Genomic DNA, 18,706 nt, shown 5'->3' on the forward strand with positions numbered 1-18,706 from the left:
ATCCGCGCGCGCCGGGCGTTCAGCACGGGTCTCACGTCCACGGGCGACGAAGAGCCCCGTGCCGGGGGGCGGCCGTGCGGGCGCAGGAGTTGCCGCGTACCTCGCACATCCACCCCCAGGACGGCCGGGCCGCCCACAGGCCGCCGCGGACCGCGGGCGCAGCCACCCTTGACGGTGGCCCGGGGGCCTCCCATACTGGCGGCCAAATCGATTTGGCCAAATCGATTTGGCTCTCCGTCCAGGGCCGGATCGCGGCTGAAATTCCGAGCGTGCCGTACGCCCGAACGGAGCCCGAACGTGTCCAGTCCCCGCCAGAGTCGCCCCAGCGCCGACCAGCCGCCCGTGCCCGGCCGCGGAGCGGCCACGCACCCGGCCGGCGAACCCGCCGCCGTTCCCACCGCATCCGCCGCCCCCCGCCCGGCGCAGACGGCCGGCCCGGAGGACGGCGTCCCGCCCGGATCCGGGGGCGGCGGCCGCCCCGGCGTCCATCCCGTGGACGAATCGCGTCCCCTGGGGCGGATCCTGCTCTTCGGGATCCAGCACGTCCTCGTCATGGCCGCCACGCCCATCTCGGCGATCTTCCTGATGAGCGCCACCCTCGGACTCGACGCCGGCCTCACCGTGGACCTGCTCTCCGCGGCCTTCGTGCTCTCCGGGGTGGGATCGCTGATCCAGTCGCTCGGGCCGTGGAAGTTCGGGCCGCGGCTGCCGTTCGTGATGCTGCCGGGCGGGGCGCCGCTCATCCTGTTCCTCGCGATCGCCGAACAGCACGGGCTGCGCACCGCCACCGGCGCGGTGGTGCTCACGGCGGTGTTCTGCTTCGTCGTGCTGCCGGTCTTCTCCCGGCTTCTCAGGTTCTTCCCCGCCCTCGTCATCGGCACCATGATCGTCATCGTCGACGTCAACCTGGTGAAGGTCGGCGCGGTCCTCGTCACCGGCCGCCCCGGCACGCCCGGCTTCGCCGAACCGCTCGACCTCGGCCTCGGCATGGCGACGATCGGGTTCACCGTCGTCTTCTACCTCTGATCTGGCGTAGTGCTCCGCTCTTCAGGGCGGGGGTGAAGCACCAAGTGGACATGCAGGTTGTACACAACATGACGGCCAGTGCGCACATCAGGATTTGGGTTCCATCCCTGATCTTGCGTGGGTATCCCCGGCTTCAGCCGGGGAGGGAAACGCATCCTCGGGGCGGAGGCGCGCAGCGCCGGAGTTCGCTGCGCTTCTTCGGCGACGGTCAGGTGGGCCGCTTCTGGCCCTCGATGTACTGGCGGACGATGCTGAGTGGTGCGCCACCGCACGATCCGGCGAAGTAGGAGCGGGACCAGAATACGGAGCCCAGCCCGATGCGGTTGATACGGCCGGTGTACTCGGCGCGCAGGTAGCGGGAGCTGACGCCCTTGAGGCTGTTGATCAGTTTCGACAGGGCGACCTTCGGCGGATAGTGCACGAGCAGGTGGACGTGATCGGTCTCACCGTTGAACTCCCGTAGTTCCGTCTCGAAGCTGCCGCACACCTCCCGCATGATCTCCTCGCACCGCTTCAGCATGGCGTCATCGAAGACGTCCTTGCGGTACCTGGTGACAAACACCAAGTGCGCGTGCAGGTTGTAGGTGACGTGGCGGCCAGTGCGAATATTGGGATTTGGTTCCCAGCGTGGTGACATACGCCAAGGGTATTATGATCAAGCGAACCGACTTGGAAGGGGGTGGGTCGGATGATCCGTTCGTACAAGTTCCTCATGCGGCCCACCGTGGGCCAGGCGGCAGCGCTCGGCGAGATGCTGCGCGATCACTGCTCCCTCTACAACGGGGCATTGCAGGAACGCCGGGACGCCTACCGGCACGCCTCCAGGACGAGCATCACGTACGGGCAACAGTCCGCCCAGCTCAAAGAGATCCGCGCCTTCGACCCCGAGCGGCAAGGACGCTGGTCGTTCTCGTCGCAGCAGGCCACGCTTCGCCGCCTAGACAAGGCGTTCGCCGCGTTCTTCCGGCGCGTGAAGGCCGGGGACAAGCCGGGATATCCCAGGTTCCGGGGCGCAACCTGGTTCGACACCGTCGAATTTCCCAAGGACGGCGATGGCTGCCGCTGGGACTCCACCCCGCACGATCCCGTCACCCGAGTCCGCCTGCAAGGTGTCGGGCACGTCAAGGTCAACCAGCACCGGCCGGTGGCCGGCAAGGTCAAGACTGTGTCCGTCAAGCGCGAAGGCCGACGCTGGTACGTCATCCTGACCGCTGAGCAGTCCGAGCCAGAGCCGATGCCCAAGACGGGCAGCGTGGTCGGTATCGACATGGGCATAGCCAACTTCCTCGCCGGCTCCAACGGTGAGTTCGTTCCCAACCCGCGCCACGGCCGCACGGCCGCTGTGAAGCTCGAAGCCGCACAGCAGGCCCTCGCCCGCTTCCCCCGCGTCTGCCGGGACAAGCGCACCAAGAACCACCAGCGGGCCGTCCAGCGCGTTGCCGACCTGCACCGAAAGGTGCGCCGCCAACGCCTCGACCACGCCCACAAGACCGCCCTCGACCTTGTCCGTGAGCACGATTTCATCGCGCACGAAGACCTCAAGATCCGCAACATGGTCAAGGCCCCCGCGCCCAAGCCCGACCCCGAACAGCCGGGCAGCTTCCTGCCCAACGGGGCGGCGGCGAAGGCCGGACTCAACCACTCGATCTCGGATGCCGGATGGGGGGTGTTCCTGACGATCCTGCACGCCAAGGCTGAAAGCGCCGGACGGGAAGTGATCGCCGTGGACCCCCGCAACACCTCCCGGACCTGCCCCGAATGCGGGCACGTCTCAGCGGAGAACCGGACCACCCAAGAGAAGTTCCACTGTCAGGCATGCGACCACCAGGCGCACGCCGACACGGTGGGCGCTCTGAACGTGCTACGGGCCGGGCTGGTCCGTCGCGGCGCCAGCCCGGCATAGCGAGAAGCCCCCGGCTTCAGCCGGGGGAGGAGTCACGTCAACGAGCACCTCGCCGGCGGCCGGCGTCGAACGCTCCCTGGTGCGGCACGGCCTGCGCCCCCTGGAACACCTGCACCTTGTCGGCGCGCTCGGCCCCCAGCTGCTCGCCGCCCACGCCACGCTCCTGACGCCGCACGAGCTGACCCTGCTCGCCGACACGGGAACCGCCGTCAGCTACAACCCCGTCGCCAGCGCGTGGAAGGGCAACGCGGTCGCGCCGGCGACCGCCATGGCCGAGCGCGGCATCCGCTTCGGGCTCGGCACCGACGGCACCCGGGGCGACGGCTTCCGGCTCGCGGAGGCCGCCGAGTTCGCCCAGCGACTGGCGTACGGGCTGGCCACCGGCGACTCCTCGTGCGGTGCCGGCTTCACCTGGCTGGAGCACGCCACCGGCCGCGGTGCGGACGCCGTCGGGCTCGGCGCCCGCACCGGCACCATCGCCCACGGCATGGCGGCCGACTTCCTCCTCGTCGACACCGGCACCCCGGAACTGGCGCTCAGCTGGGACGTGCCCTGGGAACTCGTACGGCGCGGCAACCGGGACCAGATCACGGCCGTCTTCGTCGCCGGGCGGCTGCGCATGTGGCGGGGCCGGCCGACCGGCTGGGACGGGCCCGCGCTGGTGCGGCGGGCGGCCGAACTGGCCCGCGCCGCCGTCGGCAGGGCGGACGTCACCCGGGTGCACCCCACGTCCACGGCGGCGCGGGCGCTGCACCGGGCACGGACGGGGAGCACGGCGCAGTGACGTTGCAGATGCTGGCGGTGCTCGCCGTCACGGTGGCCGTGGCCGCGTTCGTCCAGGGCAGCAGCGGGCTCGGCTTCGCGCTGATCGTGGCGCCGGTGGCCGGGATCCTCGACCCCCGTCTGGTGCCGGTCTTCGTCCTGGCGTCGATGATCCCGCTCAACCTGTACGTCGCCTGGCGGGAGCGGAGTTCACTGGACCTGCGCGGCGCGGGCTGGATCAGCGGGGCGCGGCTCGCCGCCACCCCGGCCGGGCTGGCGCTGCTCTGGCTGATCCCCGAACGCAGCCTCGGGGTGTTCGTGGGCCTCGCCACCGTGCTCGCGGCCGTCGTGAGCCTGGCCGCGCCCGCGTTCACGCCGGGCCGGGCCGCCTATGTCGGCGCGGGCGCGGTGACCGGGCTGACGGAGACCGCGACCGGTGTCGGCGGGCCTCCGCTCGCGCTGGTCTACCAGCACCGCCCGCCCGCCGAACTGCGTTCCACCGTCGCCGCCTGCTTCCTCATCGGGGAAGTCGCCTCCCTGGCACTGCTGTTCGCCGCGGGCAAGGCACAGGCCGCGGAGCTGGGCCAGGCGGCGCTGCTGCTGCCGGCGATCGCCGCCGGCGCGTGGCTGAGCCGCCTGGTGCACCAGCGCCTGGACGCCGGCCGGATGCGCCTGTTCGTGCTGGTCTTCGCGCTGGCCTCCGGGCTGGTTCTGATCCTGGGGGTGTGAACCGGGGGCTGCGACGCCGGGGTCGCCGTCCCGGCGTGTGCCGAAGGCGGCCCGGCTTCAGGTCCGGGCGGTCCGCAGCGACGACGCCCGGGCGATCACCTTCGGCTCCGGGGACAGGGCCACCGGCGGCGTGGCGGTGTCCCCGCGCAGCCGCCCCAGCAGCAGCTCCACCGCGTCCGACGCGGCCCGGTCCAGGTGCAGGTCGACGGCGGTCAGCGGCGGCTCGCAGGTGCGGGCGCGCAGCCCGTCGTAGCGGGTGACGACCATGACGTCGTCCGGTACGGACCGCCCGCGGTCCCGGATCGCCCGGACCGCGCCCACCGCGAAGGCGTCCACCAACGCGCACACGGCGTCCACGTCGGGATGCTCGGCCAGCAGGTCGGCGCACCGCTCGTACCCCGCCTGTTCACCGCCCGCCTCCGGGATCCTGACCACGATCGGCGTCCAGCCGTGCTCCTGCGCGAGGCGCTCGTAGGCGGCGAGCGCGTCGACGGAGGAGTGCCGCGAACCGGCCCCGACGATCAGCGCCGGCCGTACGGCGCCCTGCTCGTGCAGGTGCCTGAGCAGCAGTTCCGCGACCAGGCCGCCGCGCAGGTCGACGTACGGGGCGTCCTCGCCGGGCGAGACCGGCCGGCCCAGCGCCACGTACGGCAGTCCCCGCTCGCGCAGCTGGGCCGCCGCCGCGTCCTCGATGTCCGGCTCCACCACGATGGCCCCGTCGATGTCCACCGAGTACAGAGCCGAACCCGACTGCACGGGCGGTACGAGCACGAGCGCGTAGTCGTGCAGCAGGGCGCTCTCCGCGGCGGCCGCCGCGACCTCCATGTAGAACCCGAGCCGGGACGGCCCGCCCGCCACCGCGAACGGCATGGAGGAAGCGAGCGCGATGGCCTTCGCCTGCCCCCGCCGCAGCCGCTGTGCCCGCAGGTTGGGGCGGTAGCCGAGTTCCGCCGCGACCCGCCTGACACGCTCCCGCGTCCGGGGATCGACCTTGCCGAGCCCGTTGAGGGCATGCGACACGGTCGTGCGCGAAACCCCGGCGACGCGTGCGACGTCCGCGATCGTCGGCGGCCTCGGGCCGGGGGCGGAGGTAACCATGTGCGCGGACACTCCTCGCTGGCGGCAACGGCGTACGCGACCATCTTCGCCGACCTGCCGGCCGGCGGCGCGGCCCGGGGCCGCCCGTCCCGGCCGGGCAGTCACCGGCCGGGCACGCCCGCGGTGCCGGGCGGCCGGCCGAGAGCGCCGACTCGCTGCTGCACGGCACCGGCGTCCGGTGCGGCGAGTGGCCGCGCACCGTGCTGCGGCCGCTCCAGCTGCTCCCGGTGCCGGTCGCGGTGCCGCTGCCGGCTCGACTGCCGCGGCCCGCCCGGCGGTCCGGGCGGCTGGGCGCACCGGGGCGGGCGCCGGGGGGTGTGTCGCTGCCGGGCCGGGCGGTGCGGGACGTCGGCCGGGTGGCAGCCCGGGCCGTCGCGGTGGGTCCGGTCATCGTGGCGGCGTCCGGCCATGACGGCGGCAGGCAACGCCCGGCCGCGCCGCCCGCGGCGGGCCCGCACGCTCACGAGCCGGAGCGATCCTGGCGGCGACGCGCCCGCCGTACGGCCGGGAGCGGCGGGCGCCGGCCTGGCGTCCGCGCCGAGGCCGGCGGGCATCGAGGTGGCGTACGGGCCGGGCAGGAGGCGGCAGAGGCCGGGGATGCGTCTGCCGCTGAGGGCGGACCGGCGCGGGGCGGTCACGGGGGAGTGCCTTCCGTCCGGTGCGGGGCGGTTCAGTGCTGGAAGGCCAGGAGTTTGGCGATGCCGTTGCGCTGGATCTCGGAGGTTCCGGTCAGGACCCGGAACATGCGGATCTTGCGGAACAGGTACTCGATCTCGTTGCCCTGGGTGAGTCCTTCCTTGCCGTGGATCTGCACGGCCTCGTCGAGGATGCGGAAGGCGGACTCGGCGACGAACAGCTTGCACATGAACGCTTCGGCGTGGACCTCGCGGCCCTCGTCCAGGGCCGCGAGCGCGGCGTACGTCATGGAGCGTGCGGCGTACAGCTCGGTGGCCATGTCGGCGACCTTGTGCTGGATGGCCTGGAGCATGAGCAGCGGCCCGCCCGCGACCTGGCGGGTCCGGGTCCGGTCCAGGGTCAGCTTGACGGCTCGGCGGGCGGCGCCCAGGACGGTGGGGCAGTGCAGGAGGCGGTTGGTGGTCACGCGGCCGAGTGCGATGCGCATGCCCTTGCCCTCCTCGCCGAGGAGGTTGGCGGCGGGGACGTGGCAGTCGTCCAGGACGATGTCGCTCTCGATGTGCTCTCCGGACATCGGGGTCGCCCCGTCCTCGACCCGGCAGCCGGGGCTGTCGAGGTCCACGAGGAAGGCGGAGAACTGCGGCTTGTCGCCCTCCTGTTCGCCGGTGCCGGCCATCCGGGCGACGACGATCGCGAAGTCGGCGAACGGGCCGGCGGAGGAGAAGACCTTGTGCCCGGTGAGCCGGTAGCCGTCGCCGTCGCGTACGGCGACGGTGCGCATCGAGCGGACGTCGGAGCCGGCGTCGGTCTCGGTGAGCGAGAAGCAGCAGGCGCGCTTGCCGCGGACCAGCGGCAGCAGGTATGTGTCCAACTGGTGTGCGGTGGCGTGCTTGAGGATGTCGCCCGCGCGCAGCGGGCCGCCCATGTCGCCCAGGACGCAGTGCGACAGCACCCGTCCGCTGGCCCCCGCCTCCTCCTTCAGGGCGGCGAGCTGCCGGTGGGTGAGGTTCTGGCCGCCGTACTCCTCGGGCAGGTGGATGCCGTAGAAGCCGAGTTCGCGGCTACGGCGCCAGACCGGTTCGAGGTCGGCGCGGGTGAGACGGCCGGCGGGCGTGATGCCGCGCTCGCGTTCGTAGTCGGCGAGCTCGCCGTCGAGGTAGTCACGCAGGCGCTCGACCAGTTCGGCGGTGCGCGGGTCGTCGTAGGTGGGGTGCAGGGAGAAGGTCACTGCGATAACTCCGTGAGGTCAAAGGGGTCAGTTGACGCGGCGGGCCGTGCCGGCCCAGTACGGTTCGCGTACGGCCTTGCGGTCGAGCTTGCCGTTGCGGTTGTGAGGGAGTTCGGTCACGAAGTCGACCGAGCGCGGCTTCTTGAAGCGGTCCAGGCGGCCGGCGCAGAAGGTGATCAGCTCGTCCGCGGTGACCGCCGCCCCGGCGTGCGGGACGACGACGGCCTTGACGGCCTCGCCCCACTGTTCGTCGGGGACGCCGACGACACAGGCTTCCTGGACGGCGGGATGCTCGTAGAGGGCGGCCTCGACCTCGGTGCAGTAGATGTTGAAGCCGCCCGAGATGATCATGTCCTTCTTGCGGTCGACGAGGAAGAGGTAGCCGTCCTCCCGCATCCACGCCAGGTCGCCGGTGTGCACCCAGCCGTCGCGGAACGTCTCGGCCGACAGCTCCGGCTCCTGCCAGTACTCACGTACGCAGTCGGGTCCGCGCACGATGATCTCGCCGACCTCGCGCGGGGCGAGTTCCCGGCCCGCCTCGTCGACGACGCGTATCTCGGTGTCGTACGTGGCCCTCCCGCACGACTGGAGCAGTTCGGCGTCCTCCTTCACCGCGTGGGCGATCTCCTCGCTGCTCAGGCCCGCGACCACGCTGGTGGTCTCGCCGAGGCCGTAGCCCTGGGCGACCACGGGGCCGAAGAACTCGACCGCGTCGCGCAGGCGCCGGGGCGAGATCGGCGCGCCGCCGACGCGCACGCTGGTCAGGGAGGACAGGTCGTGGCCGGCGCCCCCGGGGTGGGCGAGCACCATGTTCACCATGGCGGGCACGAGGAAGGTGGCCGTGATGCGTTCCCTCTCGACCGTCTCCAGGAACCCCTGCGGGCTCCAGGCGGGCAGCACGTACGTGGTCGAGCCGCCGAACACGCCCGCCAGCAGGCCCATTCCGGTGGCGTGGGTGATGGGACCGCAGGCGAGGTAGCGGGTGCCCGGGCGGGGCCGGGACTCGTCGGACATCAGCAGCTTGCGCATGTTGGCGAGCCGGTTGCCGACGGTCTGCACCGCGGCCTTCAGCGCCCCGGTGGAGCCGGACGTGAAGTTGAGGACGCAGGGCTCCGTCTCGTCGACCTCGACCAGGAACGGCGTCTCGCCGCCCTCGGCCAGCAGCGCGGCGTAGGCGATCTCGCGCGCATCCGGCTCCTGCGGTACGTCGAGCGGGACGGGCAGGCAGTCCGTGCCGGCGGCGGCGATCGCGGCCAGGGCGTCCTCGCGGTGGGCCGCGTCGAAGACCAGGGCGCGTACGGGGGCGTAGCGCAGGATGTGCTCGATCTCTCCGCGCCCGAGCCGGGCGTTGATCGGGGCGCGCGTCAACCCTGCCTTGTACAGGGCGAATTCCACCTCCACCAGCTCGCCGCGGTTCCAGGCGAGCGAGGCCACCGCATCCCCGGGGCGCAGGCCCCGGGCGGACAGGGCGGAGGCCAGACGGTCGGTCGCGCGGTCCAGCTCGGCGAAGGTCCAGGAACGGTCACCGCACACGAGGGCCGGGGCCTGGGGCCAGTAGCGGGCGCTGCGCGACAGGTAGGTGCCGAGATTCATGAGGCTACTTCCGAAAGGAGAAGAGAAAATTAACACTGAGGCCAGTTACAGACAGACTGTTCATTAGCCAGCTGGGTGTCAAGGGTCTTCTAGACTGGGCGCGCACCGGACGTGACGATCGAGGAGGGGTCCATGGCGGAGGACAGACGGACGAGACGGTCACGCCGTGCCCTGGGAGCGGCCCTGGTCGAACTGGTCCTGGAGCGTGGCTTCACCGCGCTGACCGTGGAGGACATCACCGAGCGGGCGGACGTGGCGCGGGCCACCTTCTACGCCCACTTCCGGGACAAGGAGGACCTGTTCGCCCGCGTGACGGCAGACCTCCTGGCCGGGCTCGCCGAGCGGTTGGCCCCCGTGGTCGCCGACAGTGCGATCGGCTTCACGGGCAAGCCGGTCCTCGAGATGCTGCGGCACGCGCGCGAGGAGCGTGACCTGTACCGGATCGTCCTGCGCGGCGAGGGCGACGGCAAGCCTCTCCAGATGTTCGTGGACGCCTGCGCGCGGGCGACGGCGGAGGAGTTCCGGGCCCGCGCCGAACGCAACGCGGTGCAGCCGCGCATCGACCCCGAGCTGCTCGCGCGGGTCTGGGTGGGGGAGCAGATCGCCGTACTGCGCTGGTGGGTGGAACAGGAGACCCTGTCCCTGCCCGCCGAGGAGGTCGTGCGCATGCTGCTCGACCTGGCGATGCACGGCCGCTACTGGGCCAGCGGCTTCGAACCGCCTGCCTGAGCAGCCGGGCTCGGCCCTCGCGCGTCCCGCTCCGGCCGGACGGCGGCCAGGGCGGCCGGCCCGCAGACCGGCATGACGGGCGGCGCCGGCAGGCGCGTGGGTGCGAGCGCCCGACGTGCCGGCCTCGCCCGTGGGGGCCGTCATGTCCCACCTTCCACGGCTCCCGCCGTCGATGGCTGTCGCACTACGTGAACAGGCTGTACGGTAATGATGGGTCTGTTCATGTCGTGGGACAGTGCAAGGTGGCCGCGCTGTTCACGCACACGATCCGTGCCGCCGGACCGCGCTCAGTCCTCAGGAACGGTGGTTGGTCAGATAGCCGCCCATGGAGGTGAAGTACGCGGCCGCGGGCAGCTCCCGGCCGTCCTCGGTCCGTACGCGCGTGATGGCCAGGCCGTGGTTGCGGCCGGAGCGGGCGTCGGCGCCGGCGACGATCACCACGCCGTCCCGCTCGCGGTAGAAGATGCGGCCGGGTGTGCCGCCGTACCGCCCCTCGGAGACGACGGCCGCGAGGACCTCCAGTCGCCGGCCCTTGTGGAAGGTGAAGGCGCTGGGGTACGGCTCGGACTGCGCGCGGACCAGGCGCTCCAGGTCCTGTGCCGGCCACGTCCAGTCGATGCGGCTGTCCTCGACGGACCGCTTGTGGAAGAAGCTCGCCCGGGAGCGGTCCTGCTGGGTGAACTCCGTCTGCCCGGAGGCGATGAGGCCGAGTGCGCCGATGGTGACCGGGGCGATGAGGGCGACGGTCTTGTGGAAGAGGTCGGTGGCCGTGTCCGTCGGCCCGACCGGCACCGCGTCCTGCCGGACGATGTCTCCGGCGTCGAGCTCGTCGTTCATCAGGTGCGCGGTGACGCCCACTTCGGGCTCACCGTTGATCAGGGCCCAGATGAGCGGGGAGAAGCCGGCGTACTTCGGCAGCAGCGAGTCGTGCACGTTCAGCGCGCCGTGGCGCGGCAGGCTGAAGATGCGCGGGGGGATCCAGGTGCGCCAGTTGTTGGCCACGATGATGTCCGCGTCGGCCTCCTTCAGGCGCGCGAACAGCTCTTCGTCGTCAGGGCGGTTGCGGATCACGACCGGTACGCCGTTCTCCGCGGCGAGGTCGGCGACCGAGTCGCTCCAGATCTTCTCGTAGGCGTGCTCGCTCCTGGGGTGGGTCACGACCAGGACCACGTTGTGCTCGGAGTCCAGAAGGGCTTGCAGGGTGCGGTGCCCCCAGGTCTGGTAACCGAACATGACGACCCGCATGGGGTTCCTCCTCGGGGCAGGAATCGGCCGCGGCCAGTAAAGCAAGCCTTACCTAAGTGGTCAACGGCGCGTGTGTAAGGGCCAGTTGGCCTTCAGCTGCTCCCGTCCTGCCCGTTTCGCCCATGGACAGTTCCACACTATGAGCTTAGCCTTACCTAAGTTTTGGGCCGTGGTTCTTCGGCGTGCCCGACGTCCGTACTTCCCGACGAACGGCTGCCTGCCCCCGTACGGCAGCCGCCCGCACGATGGGAGTGACATGGCACAGGCTCGTCCCGGCGACGCCCCTTTGATCCACGACCTCATCGGCATCGGCTTCGGGCCGTCCAACGTGGCCATGGCGATCGCGCTCAGCGAGCACAACGCACGCGCCGGCCGGGGGGAAGTGATCACGGCTCACTTCTTCGAGCAGCAGCCCCGCTTCGGCTGGCACCGGGGCATGCTCATCGACGACGCGACCATGCAGGTGTCCTTCCTCAAAGACCTGGTGACGCTCCGGAACCCCGCCAGCGAGTACAGCTTCCTCTGCTACCTCCAGAGCAAGGGGCGGCTGATCGACTTCATCAACCACAAGAACCTCTTCCCGCTGCGGGTGGAGTTCCACGACTACTTCGAGTGGGCCGCCGACAAGGTCGACGACCTGGTCTCCTACGGCCACGAGGTCGTCGGTGTCATGCCTGTCGTTCGCGACGGTGCCGTGGAGCATCTGGACGTGACGGTCCGGTCGGGGGAGGGGCTCGCGGTCCACCGGGCGCGCAACCTCGTCATCGGCACCGGTCTGCGTCCCCTCATGCCGGAGGGCGTGGAGCGCACCGACCGTGTCTGGCACAACTCCGAACTGCTGGCGAAGGTCGACGGGTTGAGCTCCGGGGCGCCGTCCCGGTTCATCGTCGTGGGCGCGGGACAGAGCGCCGCGGAGAACGTCGCCTACCTCCACAGGCGCTTCCCGCGGGCCGAGGTCTGCGCCGTCTTCTCCCGTTACGGCTACAGCCCCGCCGACGACAGCAGCTTCGCCAACCGGATCTTCGATCCCGAGGCCGTCGGCGAGTTCTTCACCGCGCCGGAGGACGTCAAGCGCAGGCTGATGGACTACCACGGCAACACCAACTACTCCGTGGTGGACATCGACCTGATCGACGACCTGTACCGGCAGATGTACCAGGAGAAGGTCCTCGGCACCGAGCGCCTGCGCTTCCTCAACGTCTCCCGGCTCACCGGCGTCAAGGAAACGCCGGACAAGGTCCGGGCCGCCGTCACGTCCCTCGTCACCGGCGAGGAGACCCTCCTGGACGCCGACGTCGTGGTCTTCGCCACCGGCTACAGCCCCGCCGACCCGACCGGTCTGCTCGGCGAGGTCGCGGACCGCTGCCTGCGCGACGACGAGGGCCGCGTCCGCGTCGAGCGCGACTACCGCATCGCGACGGACTCCCATCTGCGCTGCGGCATCTACCTGCAGGGCGGCACGGAGCACACGCACGGCATCACGTCGTCCCTGCTGTCCAACACCGCCATCAGGGTCGGCGAGATCCTGGACTCGCTGCTCGACCGGGGCCTGAAGCCCGCCTCCGACGAGGCCCGGACGGTCGCGGACGGAACCGGCAGCACTGCCCGTTAGGCCCGCCCACCGTCTCGGCCCCCGCTCCATGACCGCGCCCGCCTGGTGAACTCCACCGGGCAGGCGCGTCGGCACTGATCAAAGGGATGGCGTACGTCCACATGGGCACGACTGCAGTTGAGCGTCCCGCGGCCACGGCCACAACACCGCTGCGCCGACGGCGGGTTGGGGGTCTGGTCGCGCTGGTGGTGATCCTGGTGATCACGGCGGCGGTGTCGTTGGCCGTCGGTGCGCGCGCTCTGAGTCCCGCCGAGGTGTGGCACGGGTTGTTCGCGGCTGCGGACTCCGACCAGCGGCTGACCGAGATCAGGCTCATCGTGCAGACCGTACGGGTGCCCCGGACGGTGCTCGCGATCGTGGCGGGCATCGCTCTGGGGGTCGGCGGGGCGCTGATCCAGGGGTACACGCGCAATCCGGTCGCCGACACGGGCTTGCTGGGGGTGAACTCCGGCGCCTCGTTCACCGTGGTGTCGGTGATCGCCCTGTTCGGGCTCTCCAACCCCTTCCAGTACGTCTGGTTCGCCTTCCTGGGGGCAGGGGCCGCCGGCGTCGTCGTGTTCGGGCTGGCGAGCATCGGGCGGGGCGCCGGCAACCCGTTGACGCTCGCACTGGCCGGGCAAGGGGTCACGGTGTTCCTCGCGGCCATGACCACGGCGGTCGCGCTGTCGGACCGGAAGTCGCTGAACGCGCTGCGGTTCTGGAACGCGGGCTCCTTGGCAGGTGTCGGCTTCGACGTCATCTGGCCGGTGACCGCGTTCATCGCGGTCGGGCTGGTGCTGGCGCTGGCCACGCTGCCCGCCGTCAATCTGCTGAACCTGGGTGAGGACGTGGCGCGAGGGCTGGGCGTGAACATCGCGTGGAGCCGGACCGTCGGCATCGCCGCCATCACCCTGCTGGCGGGCGCGGCGACGGCGGCGTGCGGCCCCATCGCGTTCCTCGGGCTGATGGTGGCCCACGTGGCCCGGTATCTGACCGGGCCGGACTACCGCTGGCTGGTGCCGTACGCGGGTCTGCTCGGCGCCGTCGTCCTGCTGGTCTGCGACATCGTGGGGCGCTTGGTGGTGCGGCCGGGCGAGTTGGACGCGGGTGTCCTCGTCGCCCTCCTCGGAGCCCCGTTCTTCGCGGCTCTGGTCTGGCGCGGAAAGTTCAAGAACGCATGATCGGGACGGACGTGAAGCCATCGGTGGCGCCGGGCGTGCGGCTCGGCGGCGTGTCGTTCGTGTGGCGGCCCTGGCTCGCGTTCGTCACGTGCCTGCTGGCGGCGGCGGCCTTCCTGGTGTTCTGCCTGTCCATCGGCGTCGGCGACTTCCCCATCGGCCTGCCCCGGGTGATCGCCACGATCCTCGGCCGGGGCGAGCACGTCGACGAGTTCGTCGTCATGGACCTGCGGATGCCGCGTGCCCTGGCCGGACTCGTCGTGGGCATCGCGCTGGGGGTGTCGGGGGCGATCACGCAGTCCATCGCGCGCAATCCGCTGGCCAGCCCGGACACTCTGGGCATCACGTGGGGCGCCGGCGCGGTCGCGGTGTTCGGGGTGACGGTGTCGGGAGGCGCCGCCGCGGCGGCCGTCGACTCCGTGGGCCTGTCCGCGGCGGCGCTCGCGGGCGGTCTCTGCACGGGTCTGCTGGTGTACTTCCTGGCCTGGCGGCGCGGGATCGACGGCTTCCGGCTCATTCTCATCGGCATCTCGGTGAGCGCCGTGATGGAGGCGATCACGACCTGGCTGCTGGCCACAGCCGACATCCGGGACGTGGCCCAGGCCCAGGCATGGCTGGTCGGTTCGCTGGACAACCGGTCCTGGGACGAGGTCCGGGTGGCGCTGTGGGGCACGCTCGTCCTCCTGGCCGTCGTCACGTGTGTCGCGTTCCAGTTCAAGCCCATGCACCTCGGCGACGACATCGCCGCGGGCCTGGGCGTCCGCTACTCGGCCGTGCGGGCGGTCCTTCTCCTGTGCGCCGTCCTGCTGGCCGGCCTGGCGGTGAGCGCGGCGGGCCCGGTCGCGTTCGTCGCGCTGGTGGCGCCGCAGGTGGCGATGCGTCTGGCGCGCTGCCCGACACCACCGATGACGGCCTCCGGCCTGGTGGGTGCCCTGCTGCTCACCGGCTCGGACCTGGTCGCACGTACGGCACTGCCGGTCAGCGTCCCGGTCGGCGTGGTCACCGCGGCGATCGGCGGCCCCTTCCTCGTCCATCTGCTGGTGCGGGCGAACCGCAGATAGCTGCTACAGCGTCGGAAAAGCCTAGACAAGGGGGGCCTCGTGGTCGCTCACTCCATCACCGGGATCAAGACCGAGGCCGGTGACGCCTCACGGCTGGCAGCCAGAGGTGTCACGGTCGGCTACGGCGCCCGGACCGTCATCGACGATCTCCACGTGGCGATACCGCCAGGGGTGATCACCACGATCATCGGCCCCAACGGCTGTGGGAAGTCGACCCTGTTGCGCACCCTGTCGCGGCTGCTCAAACCGGCCAAGGGGACGGTCGTCCTCGACGGCGAGGACATCGCCGGGCTCAGGACCAGGGACGTGGCGAAGAAGCTCGGCCTGCTGCCGCAGTCGCCGGTGGCGCCGGAGGGGCTGACGGTGTCGGACCTGGTCGCCAGGGGCCGCCATCCGCACCAGAGCTGGCTGCGGCAGTGGTCCTCGGACGACGCCGCCGTCGTGGAGCGGGCGCTGGCCATGACGGGGGTGTCCGACCTGGCCGAGCGTCCGGTCGACACGTTGTCCGGCGGGCAGCGTCAGCGCGTGTGGATCTCGCTGACCCTGGCCCAGGGGACCGACCTGCTGCTGCTGGACGAGCCGACCACCTTCCTGGACCTGGCGCACGCGATCGACGTGCTCGATCTGGTGAACGACCTGCACGAGTCGGGCTGCACGGTGGTCATGGTGCTCCACGACCTCAATCTGGCGACGCGCTACAGCGACAACCTCGTCGTGATGAGGCAGGGGTCGGTCCTGGCGCAGGGCCACCCGCGCGACGTGATCACCACCGAGCTGCTGCACGAGGCTTTCGGACTGCGCGCCAAGGTGATCGACGACCCGGTGGGTGACCGGCCGCTGGTCGTGCCGATCGGCCGGACGCACGTCCAACTGGCCCAGCCCGCAACGAAGTCATAAAAGTTAGGCTAGGCTTGCCTTATCTCCCTGCGATACGGTTTGCCTGCCCTCGGACGGGGCGCTCACGGCGCGAAGAGCAAGGAGACTTCGAATGCTCCTCCACAGAACGACGCGTACGAGGACATGGCGGCGGCCGGCGGCGGTACTGTCCGCCGCAACGCTCGGCGCCGGCCTCCTCGCAGGATGCGGTTCCGACTCGGACCCGGCGGACAAGGCGAGCGACACCACCTCGACCACCGCGGCCGGCGCCTTCCCGGTCACTGTGGAGCACGCATTCGGAACCACGAAGATCACCAAGGCCCCGGAGCGGGTCGTCACCGTCGGCTACACGGACGACCAGTCCGTCCTGGCGTTCGGTGTCAAGCCGGTCGGCATGACCGACCAGTACCCCAACCCCGCAGGCCGGAGCCCCGACATCAACACCCAGTGGCCCTGGGTCAAGGACAAGTGGGGCGACACCAAGCCCGAGGTCGTCATGAAGAACGGTGACAACGGCCCCAACTACGAGAAGATCGCCGCCCTGCGCCCGGACCTCATCATCGCCGTCTACTCCGAGATCGACCAGGCCGGCTACGACAAGCTCTCCAAGATCGCTCCGACGGTGGGCCGTACCAAGACCGAGAAGGAGCCCTTCAGCGCGCCCTGGCAGGACAACGCGCTGCACATCGCCAAAGCACTCGGCAAGGCCGAGGAGGGCGAGAAGATGGTGACGGACATCCAGGACAAGCTCGACGCGGCCAAGAAGGAGCACCCGGAGTTCGCCGACCAGACCGCCGTCGCGCTGTCCTGGTACGAGAACTCGGTGGCGCCGTTCACCTCGACCGACGTGCGTGGACGGCTGGTGTCGGGCATCGGCTTCACGTACCAGACCGGGATCGACAAGATCGCGGGCGGCAGTTTCTACACCAAGCTCTCCCCCGAGCGCATCGACCTGGTCGACGTCGACCGCATCTTCGTCATCAACGACGAGGCGGACACGCAAGCGCTGAAGAAGTTCAAGCTGTTCGCCAACCTGGACGCCGTGAAGAAGGGGAAGGTGTCCTACCTGCTGGACAGCGAGGGCCCGGCGGTCGGCGCGGCCATCTCCCAGGGCACGCTGCTGTCCATGCCGTACGCGGTCGACGAACTCGTCAAGTCGGCGGCGGGCTGACGATGTCGGTCGACACGTCCCGTCCCCGGCCCGCCGAGGTCGCGGTGTGAGCACGACCGACACCCGGGCCGCCCCGGCCGCCCTGCGCACGGCGACCGGCCGCGAGGCCACCCGATGGGTCGCGGCGCACTGCCGCGAGGTGCCCTGGCTGACGACCGCCACCGTGCTCACCACGGTGGCCGGGGCGGCGCTCCAGGTGCTCCCCGTACTCCTGCTCGGCAGGGTGGTCGACGCCGTGGCCGAGGGCGATGCGCGTTCGGTCCTGGTCACGATCGGGGTGCTGACGGGGGCCGCCGCACTGCTCGGCGCGGCGGCCACCGCGGTGTCGACGTACCTGATCGGGAGGCTGGGCGCGGATCTGCTCGCGAGGCTGCGCGAAGGCGCCGTCCGGGCGGTCCTCGGGATGCCGAGCGCACGGATCGAGCAGGTCGGCCGGGGAGACGTGCTCTCGCGGGTCGGAGACGACGTGGCCGTCATCTCCAAGGGCATCCGTACGGCCATCCCCACCGTGTTCTCGGCGGGAGTGCTGGTCGCCATCGCCACGTTCGGCATGTTCGGACTGGACTGGCGGCTCGGCCTGGCGGGCGCCGGTGCGCTGCCCGCGTACGCGCTGGCCCTGCGCTGGTACCTCCCGCGCTCCGCCCCGCTCTACCGCAAGCAGCGGGTGGCCCAGGCGGACCGTGCGCAGGCGTTGATCAGTGGTCTGAACGGGATCGACACGGTCCGGGCGTACCGCCTCGAAGGCGCCTTTCGCGAGAAGGTCACCGAAGAGTCGTGGCGGGTGCGCAATCTCGGCATCGAGGTGTTCCGGTCCTTCGGCCGGTTCGTCGGCCGGGAGAACCGCGCCGAGTTCATCGGGCTGGTGCTGATCCTTCTGGTGGGGTACGCCCTGCTCGAGACCGGTGCCGCCAGCCTGGGCGAGGTGTCGGCGGCCCCGCTGCTCTTCCACCGGCTGTTCACCCCGCTGGGCCTGATCATGTTCACCTTCGACGAGGCGCAGAAGTCGGGCGCGAGCCTGACCCGGCTGGTCGGCGTTCTGGGGGAGGCCGCACAAGGACGACTGGTGGGCGACCCGGACGTTGCACCGGCGCGATCCGTGCCGCTGCCGGTGACGGTGGAAGGGCTGACGTTCAGTTACCCCGGCACCGAGGCGCCGGTCCTCAGCAACGTCAGCCTGACGATCCCGGCGGGCGGTTCGCTGGCGCTGGTGGGGGCGACGGGTGCGGGCAAGACGACCCTGGCCGCGCTGATCGCGGGCATCGGCACCCCGCAGGCCGGGTCGGTGCGCATCGGGCCGACCGACCTCGCCGCTCTGGACGAGGCCGGGGCGCGGGCCCTGGTGAGCATCCTGACGCAGGAGACGCACGTGTTCTCCGGTCCGCTCGCCGACGACCTGCGGCTGGCCGCACCGGCGGCGACGGACGCCGAGCTGATGGACGCGCTGCGCACGGTCGGCGCCGGCGAATGGGCCGAGGCACTGCCCGACGGGCTGGACACCCTGGTCGGCGAGGGCGGCGAACGCCTGGACGTCACCAAGGTCGCCCAGATCGCGCTGGCCCGACTGGCGCTGCGCCGGTCGCCGGTGGTGGTGCTCGACGAGTCCACCGCGGAGGCGGGCAGTGAGGGCGCCGCCGAGCTGGAGCGGGCCGTGTCGGCCGCCTGCTCGGGCCGGACCGCCCTGTTCGTGGCGCACCGGCTGACCCAGGCGATGGCGGCGGACCGGATCGCCGTACTGGACGCGGGACGCATCGTGGAGCAGGGAACGCACGAGGAACTGGTCGCCCTGGGCGGCCGGTACGCGCGACTGTGGCGCGCCTGGCGAGAAGGCAGTGAGGAAACCCTGAGTTAGCTCCGGTCAACTTTCATGTTCGGAAGGGGCG

The 18,706-nt window shown here is 71.2% G+C and carries 16 protein-coding genes and 1 pseudogene; 11 read left to right on the forward strand and 6 right to left on the reverse strand.

The genetic code is table 11. The features are described from left to right. Positions 1 to 297 precede the first annotated feature (297 nt). Positions 298 to 1,026 carry a hypothetical protein gene (locus IE260_RS25415; RefSeq protein ID WP_229881232.1) on the forward strand — a complete coding sequence of 243 codons (729 nt, stop codon included), beginning with the start codon at positions 298 to 300 and terminating at the stop codon, positions 1,024 to 1,026. A gap of 208 nt (positions 1,027 to 1,234) precedes the next feature. On the opposite strand, the gene tnpA is transcribed toward IE260_RS25415, so the two are convergent. Next, complete coding sequence (tnpA, locus tag IE260_RS25420) at positions 1,235 to 1,663, reverse strand: IS200/IS605 family transposase (protein WP_189875740.1); 429 nt, start codon at positions 1,661 to 1,663, stop codon at positions 1,235 to 1,237. 51 nt (positions 1,664 to 1,714) lie between these two features. Between tnpA and IE260_RS25425 the strand changes: the two genes are divergently transcribed. The 3 genes and pseudogenes from IE260_RS25425 (at position 1,715) to IE260_RS25435 (ending at position 4,420) form a co-directional block, all read left to right on the forward strand. Next, a complete protein-coding gene (locus IE260_RS25425) occupies positions 1,715 to 2,929 on the forward strand; it encodes an RNA-guided endonuclease InsQ/TnpB family protein (protein WP_189875742.1) in 1,215 nt (404 codons plus the stop codon). Positions 2,930 to 2,984: 55 nt separating this feature from the next. Then, positions 2,985 to 3,713 (forward strand): annotated as a pseudogene (locus tag IE260_RS25430) (amidohydrolase family protein); the annotation flags it as partial. 8 nt (positions 3,714 to 3,721) lie between these two features. After that, positions 3,722 to 4,420: a sulfite exporter TauE/SafE family protein gene (locus IE260_RS25435; protein WP_373303407.1), complete on the forward strand. Its 699-nt coding sequence runs from the start codon at positions 3,722 to 3,724 to the stop codon at positions 4,418 to 4,420. Between the two features lie 57 nt (positions 4,421 to 4,477). Here the strand turns inward: IE260_RS25435 and IE260_RS25440 are convergent, their stop codons facing one another. The 4 genes from IE260_RS25440 to IE260_RS25455 form a co-directional block, all read right to left on the reverse strand. Further along, positions 4,478 to 5,518 carry a LacI family DNA-binding transcriptional regulator gene (locus IE260_RS25440; protein ID WP_189875746.1) on the reverse strand — a complete coding sequence of 347 codons (1,041 nt, stop codon included), beginning with the start codon at positions 5,516 to 5,518 and terminating at the stop codon, positions 4,478 to 4,480. Between the two features lie 101 nt (positions 5,519 to 5,619). Then, complete coding sequence (locus IE260_RS25445; RefSeq protein WP_189875748.1) at positions 5,620 to 6,156, reverse strand: hypothetical protein; 537 nt, start codon at positions 6,154 to 6,156, stop codon at positions 5,620 to 5,622. Between the two features lie 32 nt (positions 6,157 to 6,188). After that, complete coding sequence (locus tag IE260_RS25450) at positions 6,189 to 7,382, reverse strand: acyl-CoA dehydrogenase family protein (RefSeq protein WP_189875750.1); 1,194 nt, start codon at positions 7,380 to 7,382, stop codon at positions 6,189 to 6,191. Between the two features lie 27 nt (positions 7,383 to 7,409). Further along, on the reverse strand, positions 7,410 to 8,975 hold the full coding sequence (locus IE260_RS25455; protein ID WP_189875752.1) for a class I adenylate-forming enzyme family protein: 1,566 nt from the start codon (positions 8,973 to 8,975) through the stop codon (positions 7,410 to 7,412). 132 nt (positions 8,976 to 9,107) lie between these two features. Between IE260_RS25455 and IE260_RS25460 the strand changes: the two genes are divergently transcribed. After that, complete coding sequence (locus IE260_RS25460) at positions 9,108 to 9,704, forward strand: TetR/AcrR family transcriptional regulator (protein WP_189875754.1); 597 nt, start codon at positions 9,108 to 9,110, stop codon at positions 9,702 to 9,704. Between the two features lie 294 nt (positions 9,705 to 9,998). On the opposite strand, the gene IE260_RS25465 is transcribed toward IE260_RS25460, so the two are convergent. Beyond that, positions 9,999 to 10,949, reverse strand: a complete 951-nt coding sequence (locus IE260_RS25465; protein WP_189875756.1) for a methionyl-tRNA formyltransferase — start codon at positions 10,947 to 10,949, stop codon at positions 9,999 to 10,001. Positions 10,950 to 11,205: 256 nt separating this feature from the next. On the opposite strand from IE260_RS25465, the gene IE260_RS25470 reads away from it, so the two are divergent. The 6 genes from IE260_RS25470 (at position 11,206) to IE260_RS25495 (ending at position 18,675) form a co-directional block, all read left to right on the forward strand. Then, positions 11,206 to 12,561, forward strand: a complete 1,356-nt coding sequence (locus tag IE260_RS25470; protein ID WP_189875758.1) for a lysine N(6)-hydroxylase/L-ornithine N(5)-oxygenase family protein — start codon at positions 11,206 to 11,208, stop codon at positions 12,559 to 12,561. Positions 12,562 to 12,662: 101 nt separating this feature from the next. Further along, positions 12,663 to 13,721, forward strand: coding sequence for a FecCD family ABC transporter permease (locus IE260_RS25475; protein ID WP_189875760.1), 1,059 nt, complete (start codon positions 12,663 to 12,665; stop codon positions 13,719 to 13,721). After that, positions 13,718 to 14,779: a FecCD family ABC transporter permease gene (locus IE260_RS25480; protein ID WP_189875761.1), complete on the forward strand. Its 1,062-nt coding sequence runs from the start codon at positions 13,718 to 13,720 to the stop codon at positions 14,777 to 14,779. Before IE260_RS25475 ends, IE260_RS25480 begins: the two co-directional genes overlap by 4 nt. Positions 14,780 to 14,818: 39 nt before the next feature. Then, positions 14,819 to 15,676, forward strand: a complete 858-nt coding sequence (locus IE260_RS25485) for an ABC transporter ATP-binding protein (RefSeq protein WP_189875763.1) — start codon at positions 14,819 to 14,821, stop codon at positions 15,674 to 15,676. Between the two features lie 91 nt (positions 15,677 to 15,767). After that, complete coding sequence (locus tag IE260_RS25490) at positions 15,768 to 16,826, forward strand: iron-siderophore ABC transporter substrate-binding protein (protein ID WP_189875765.1); 1,059 nt, start codon at positions 15,768 to 15,770, stop codon at positions 16,824 to 16,826. Positions 16,827 to 16,872: 46 nt separating this feature from the next. Continuing rightward, positions 16,873 to 18,675, forward strand: a complete 1,803-nt coding sequence (locus tag IE260_RS25495; protein WP_189875767.1) for an ABC transporter ATP-binding protein — start codon at positions 16,873 to 16,875, stop codon at positions 18,673 to 18,675. The last annotated feature ends 31 nt before the right edge of the window (positions 18,676 to 18,706 follow it).

It is taken from the genome of Streptomyces viridiviolaceus, from assembly GCF_014650995.1.
GTDB lineage: Bacteria > Actinomycetota > Actinomycetes > Streptomycetales > Streptomycetaceae > Streptomyces > Streptomyces viridiviolaceus.

What these genes read in the sequence shown, in the direction of transcription:
- tnpA (WP_189875740.1), bottom strand. Translation starts at nt 1,663, where the DNA reads ATGTCACCACGCTGGGAACCAAATCCCAATATTCGCACTGGCCGCCAC.
- IE260_RS25425 (WP_189875742.1), top strand. Translation starts at nt 1,715, where the DNA reads ATGATCCGTTCGTACAAGTTCCTCATGCGGCCCACCGTGGGCCAGGCG.
- IE260_RS25435 (WP_373303407.1), top strand. Translation starts at nt 3,722, where the DNA reads ATGCTGGCGGTGCTCGCCGTCACGGTGGCCGTGGCCGCGTTCGTCCAG.
- IE260_RS25440 (WP_189875746.1), bottom strand. Translation starts at nt 5,518, where the DNA reads ATGGTTACCTCCGCCCCCGGCCCGAGGCCGCCGACGATCGCGGACGTC.
- IE260_RS25455 (WP_189875752.1), bottom strand. Translation starts at nt 8,975, where the DNA reads ATGAATCTCGGCACCTACCTGTCGCGCAGCGCCCGCTACTGGCCCCAG.
- IE260_RS25460 (WP_189875754.1), top strand. Translation starts at nt 9,108, where the DNA reads ATGGCGGAGGACAGACGGACGAGACGGTCACGCCGTGCCCTGGGAGCG.
- IE260_RS25465 (WP_189875756.1), bottom strand. Translation starts at nt 10,949, where the DNA reads ATGCGGGTCGTCATGTTCGGTTACCAGACCTGGGGGCACCGCACCCTG.
- IE260_RS25470 (WP_189875758.1), top strand. Translation starts at nt 11,206, where the DNA reads ATGGCACAGGCTCGTCCCGGCGACGCCCCTTTGATCCACGACCTCATC.
- IE260_RS25475 (WP_189875760.1), top strand. Translation starts at nt 12,663, where the DNA reads ATGGGCACGACTGCAGTTGAGCGTCCCGCGGCCACGGCCACAACACCG.
- IE260_RS25480 (WP_189875761.1), top strand. Translation starts at nt 13,718, where the DNA reads ATGATCGGGACGGACGTGAAGCCATCGGTGGCGCCGGGCGTGCGGCTC.
- IE260_RS25490 (WP_189875765.1), top strand. Translation starts at nt 15,768, where the DNA reads ATGCTCCTCCACAGAACGACGCGTACGAGGACATGGCGGCGGCCGGCG.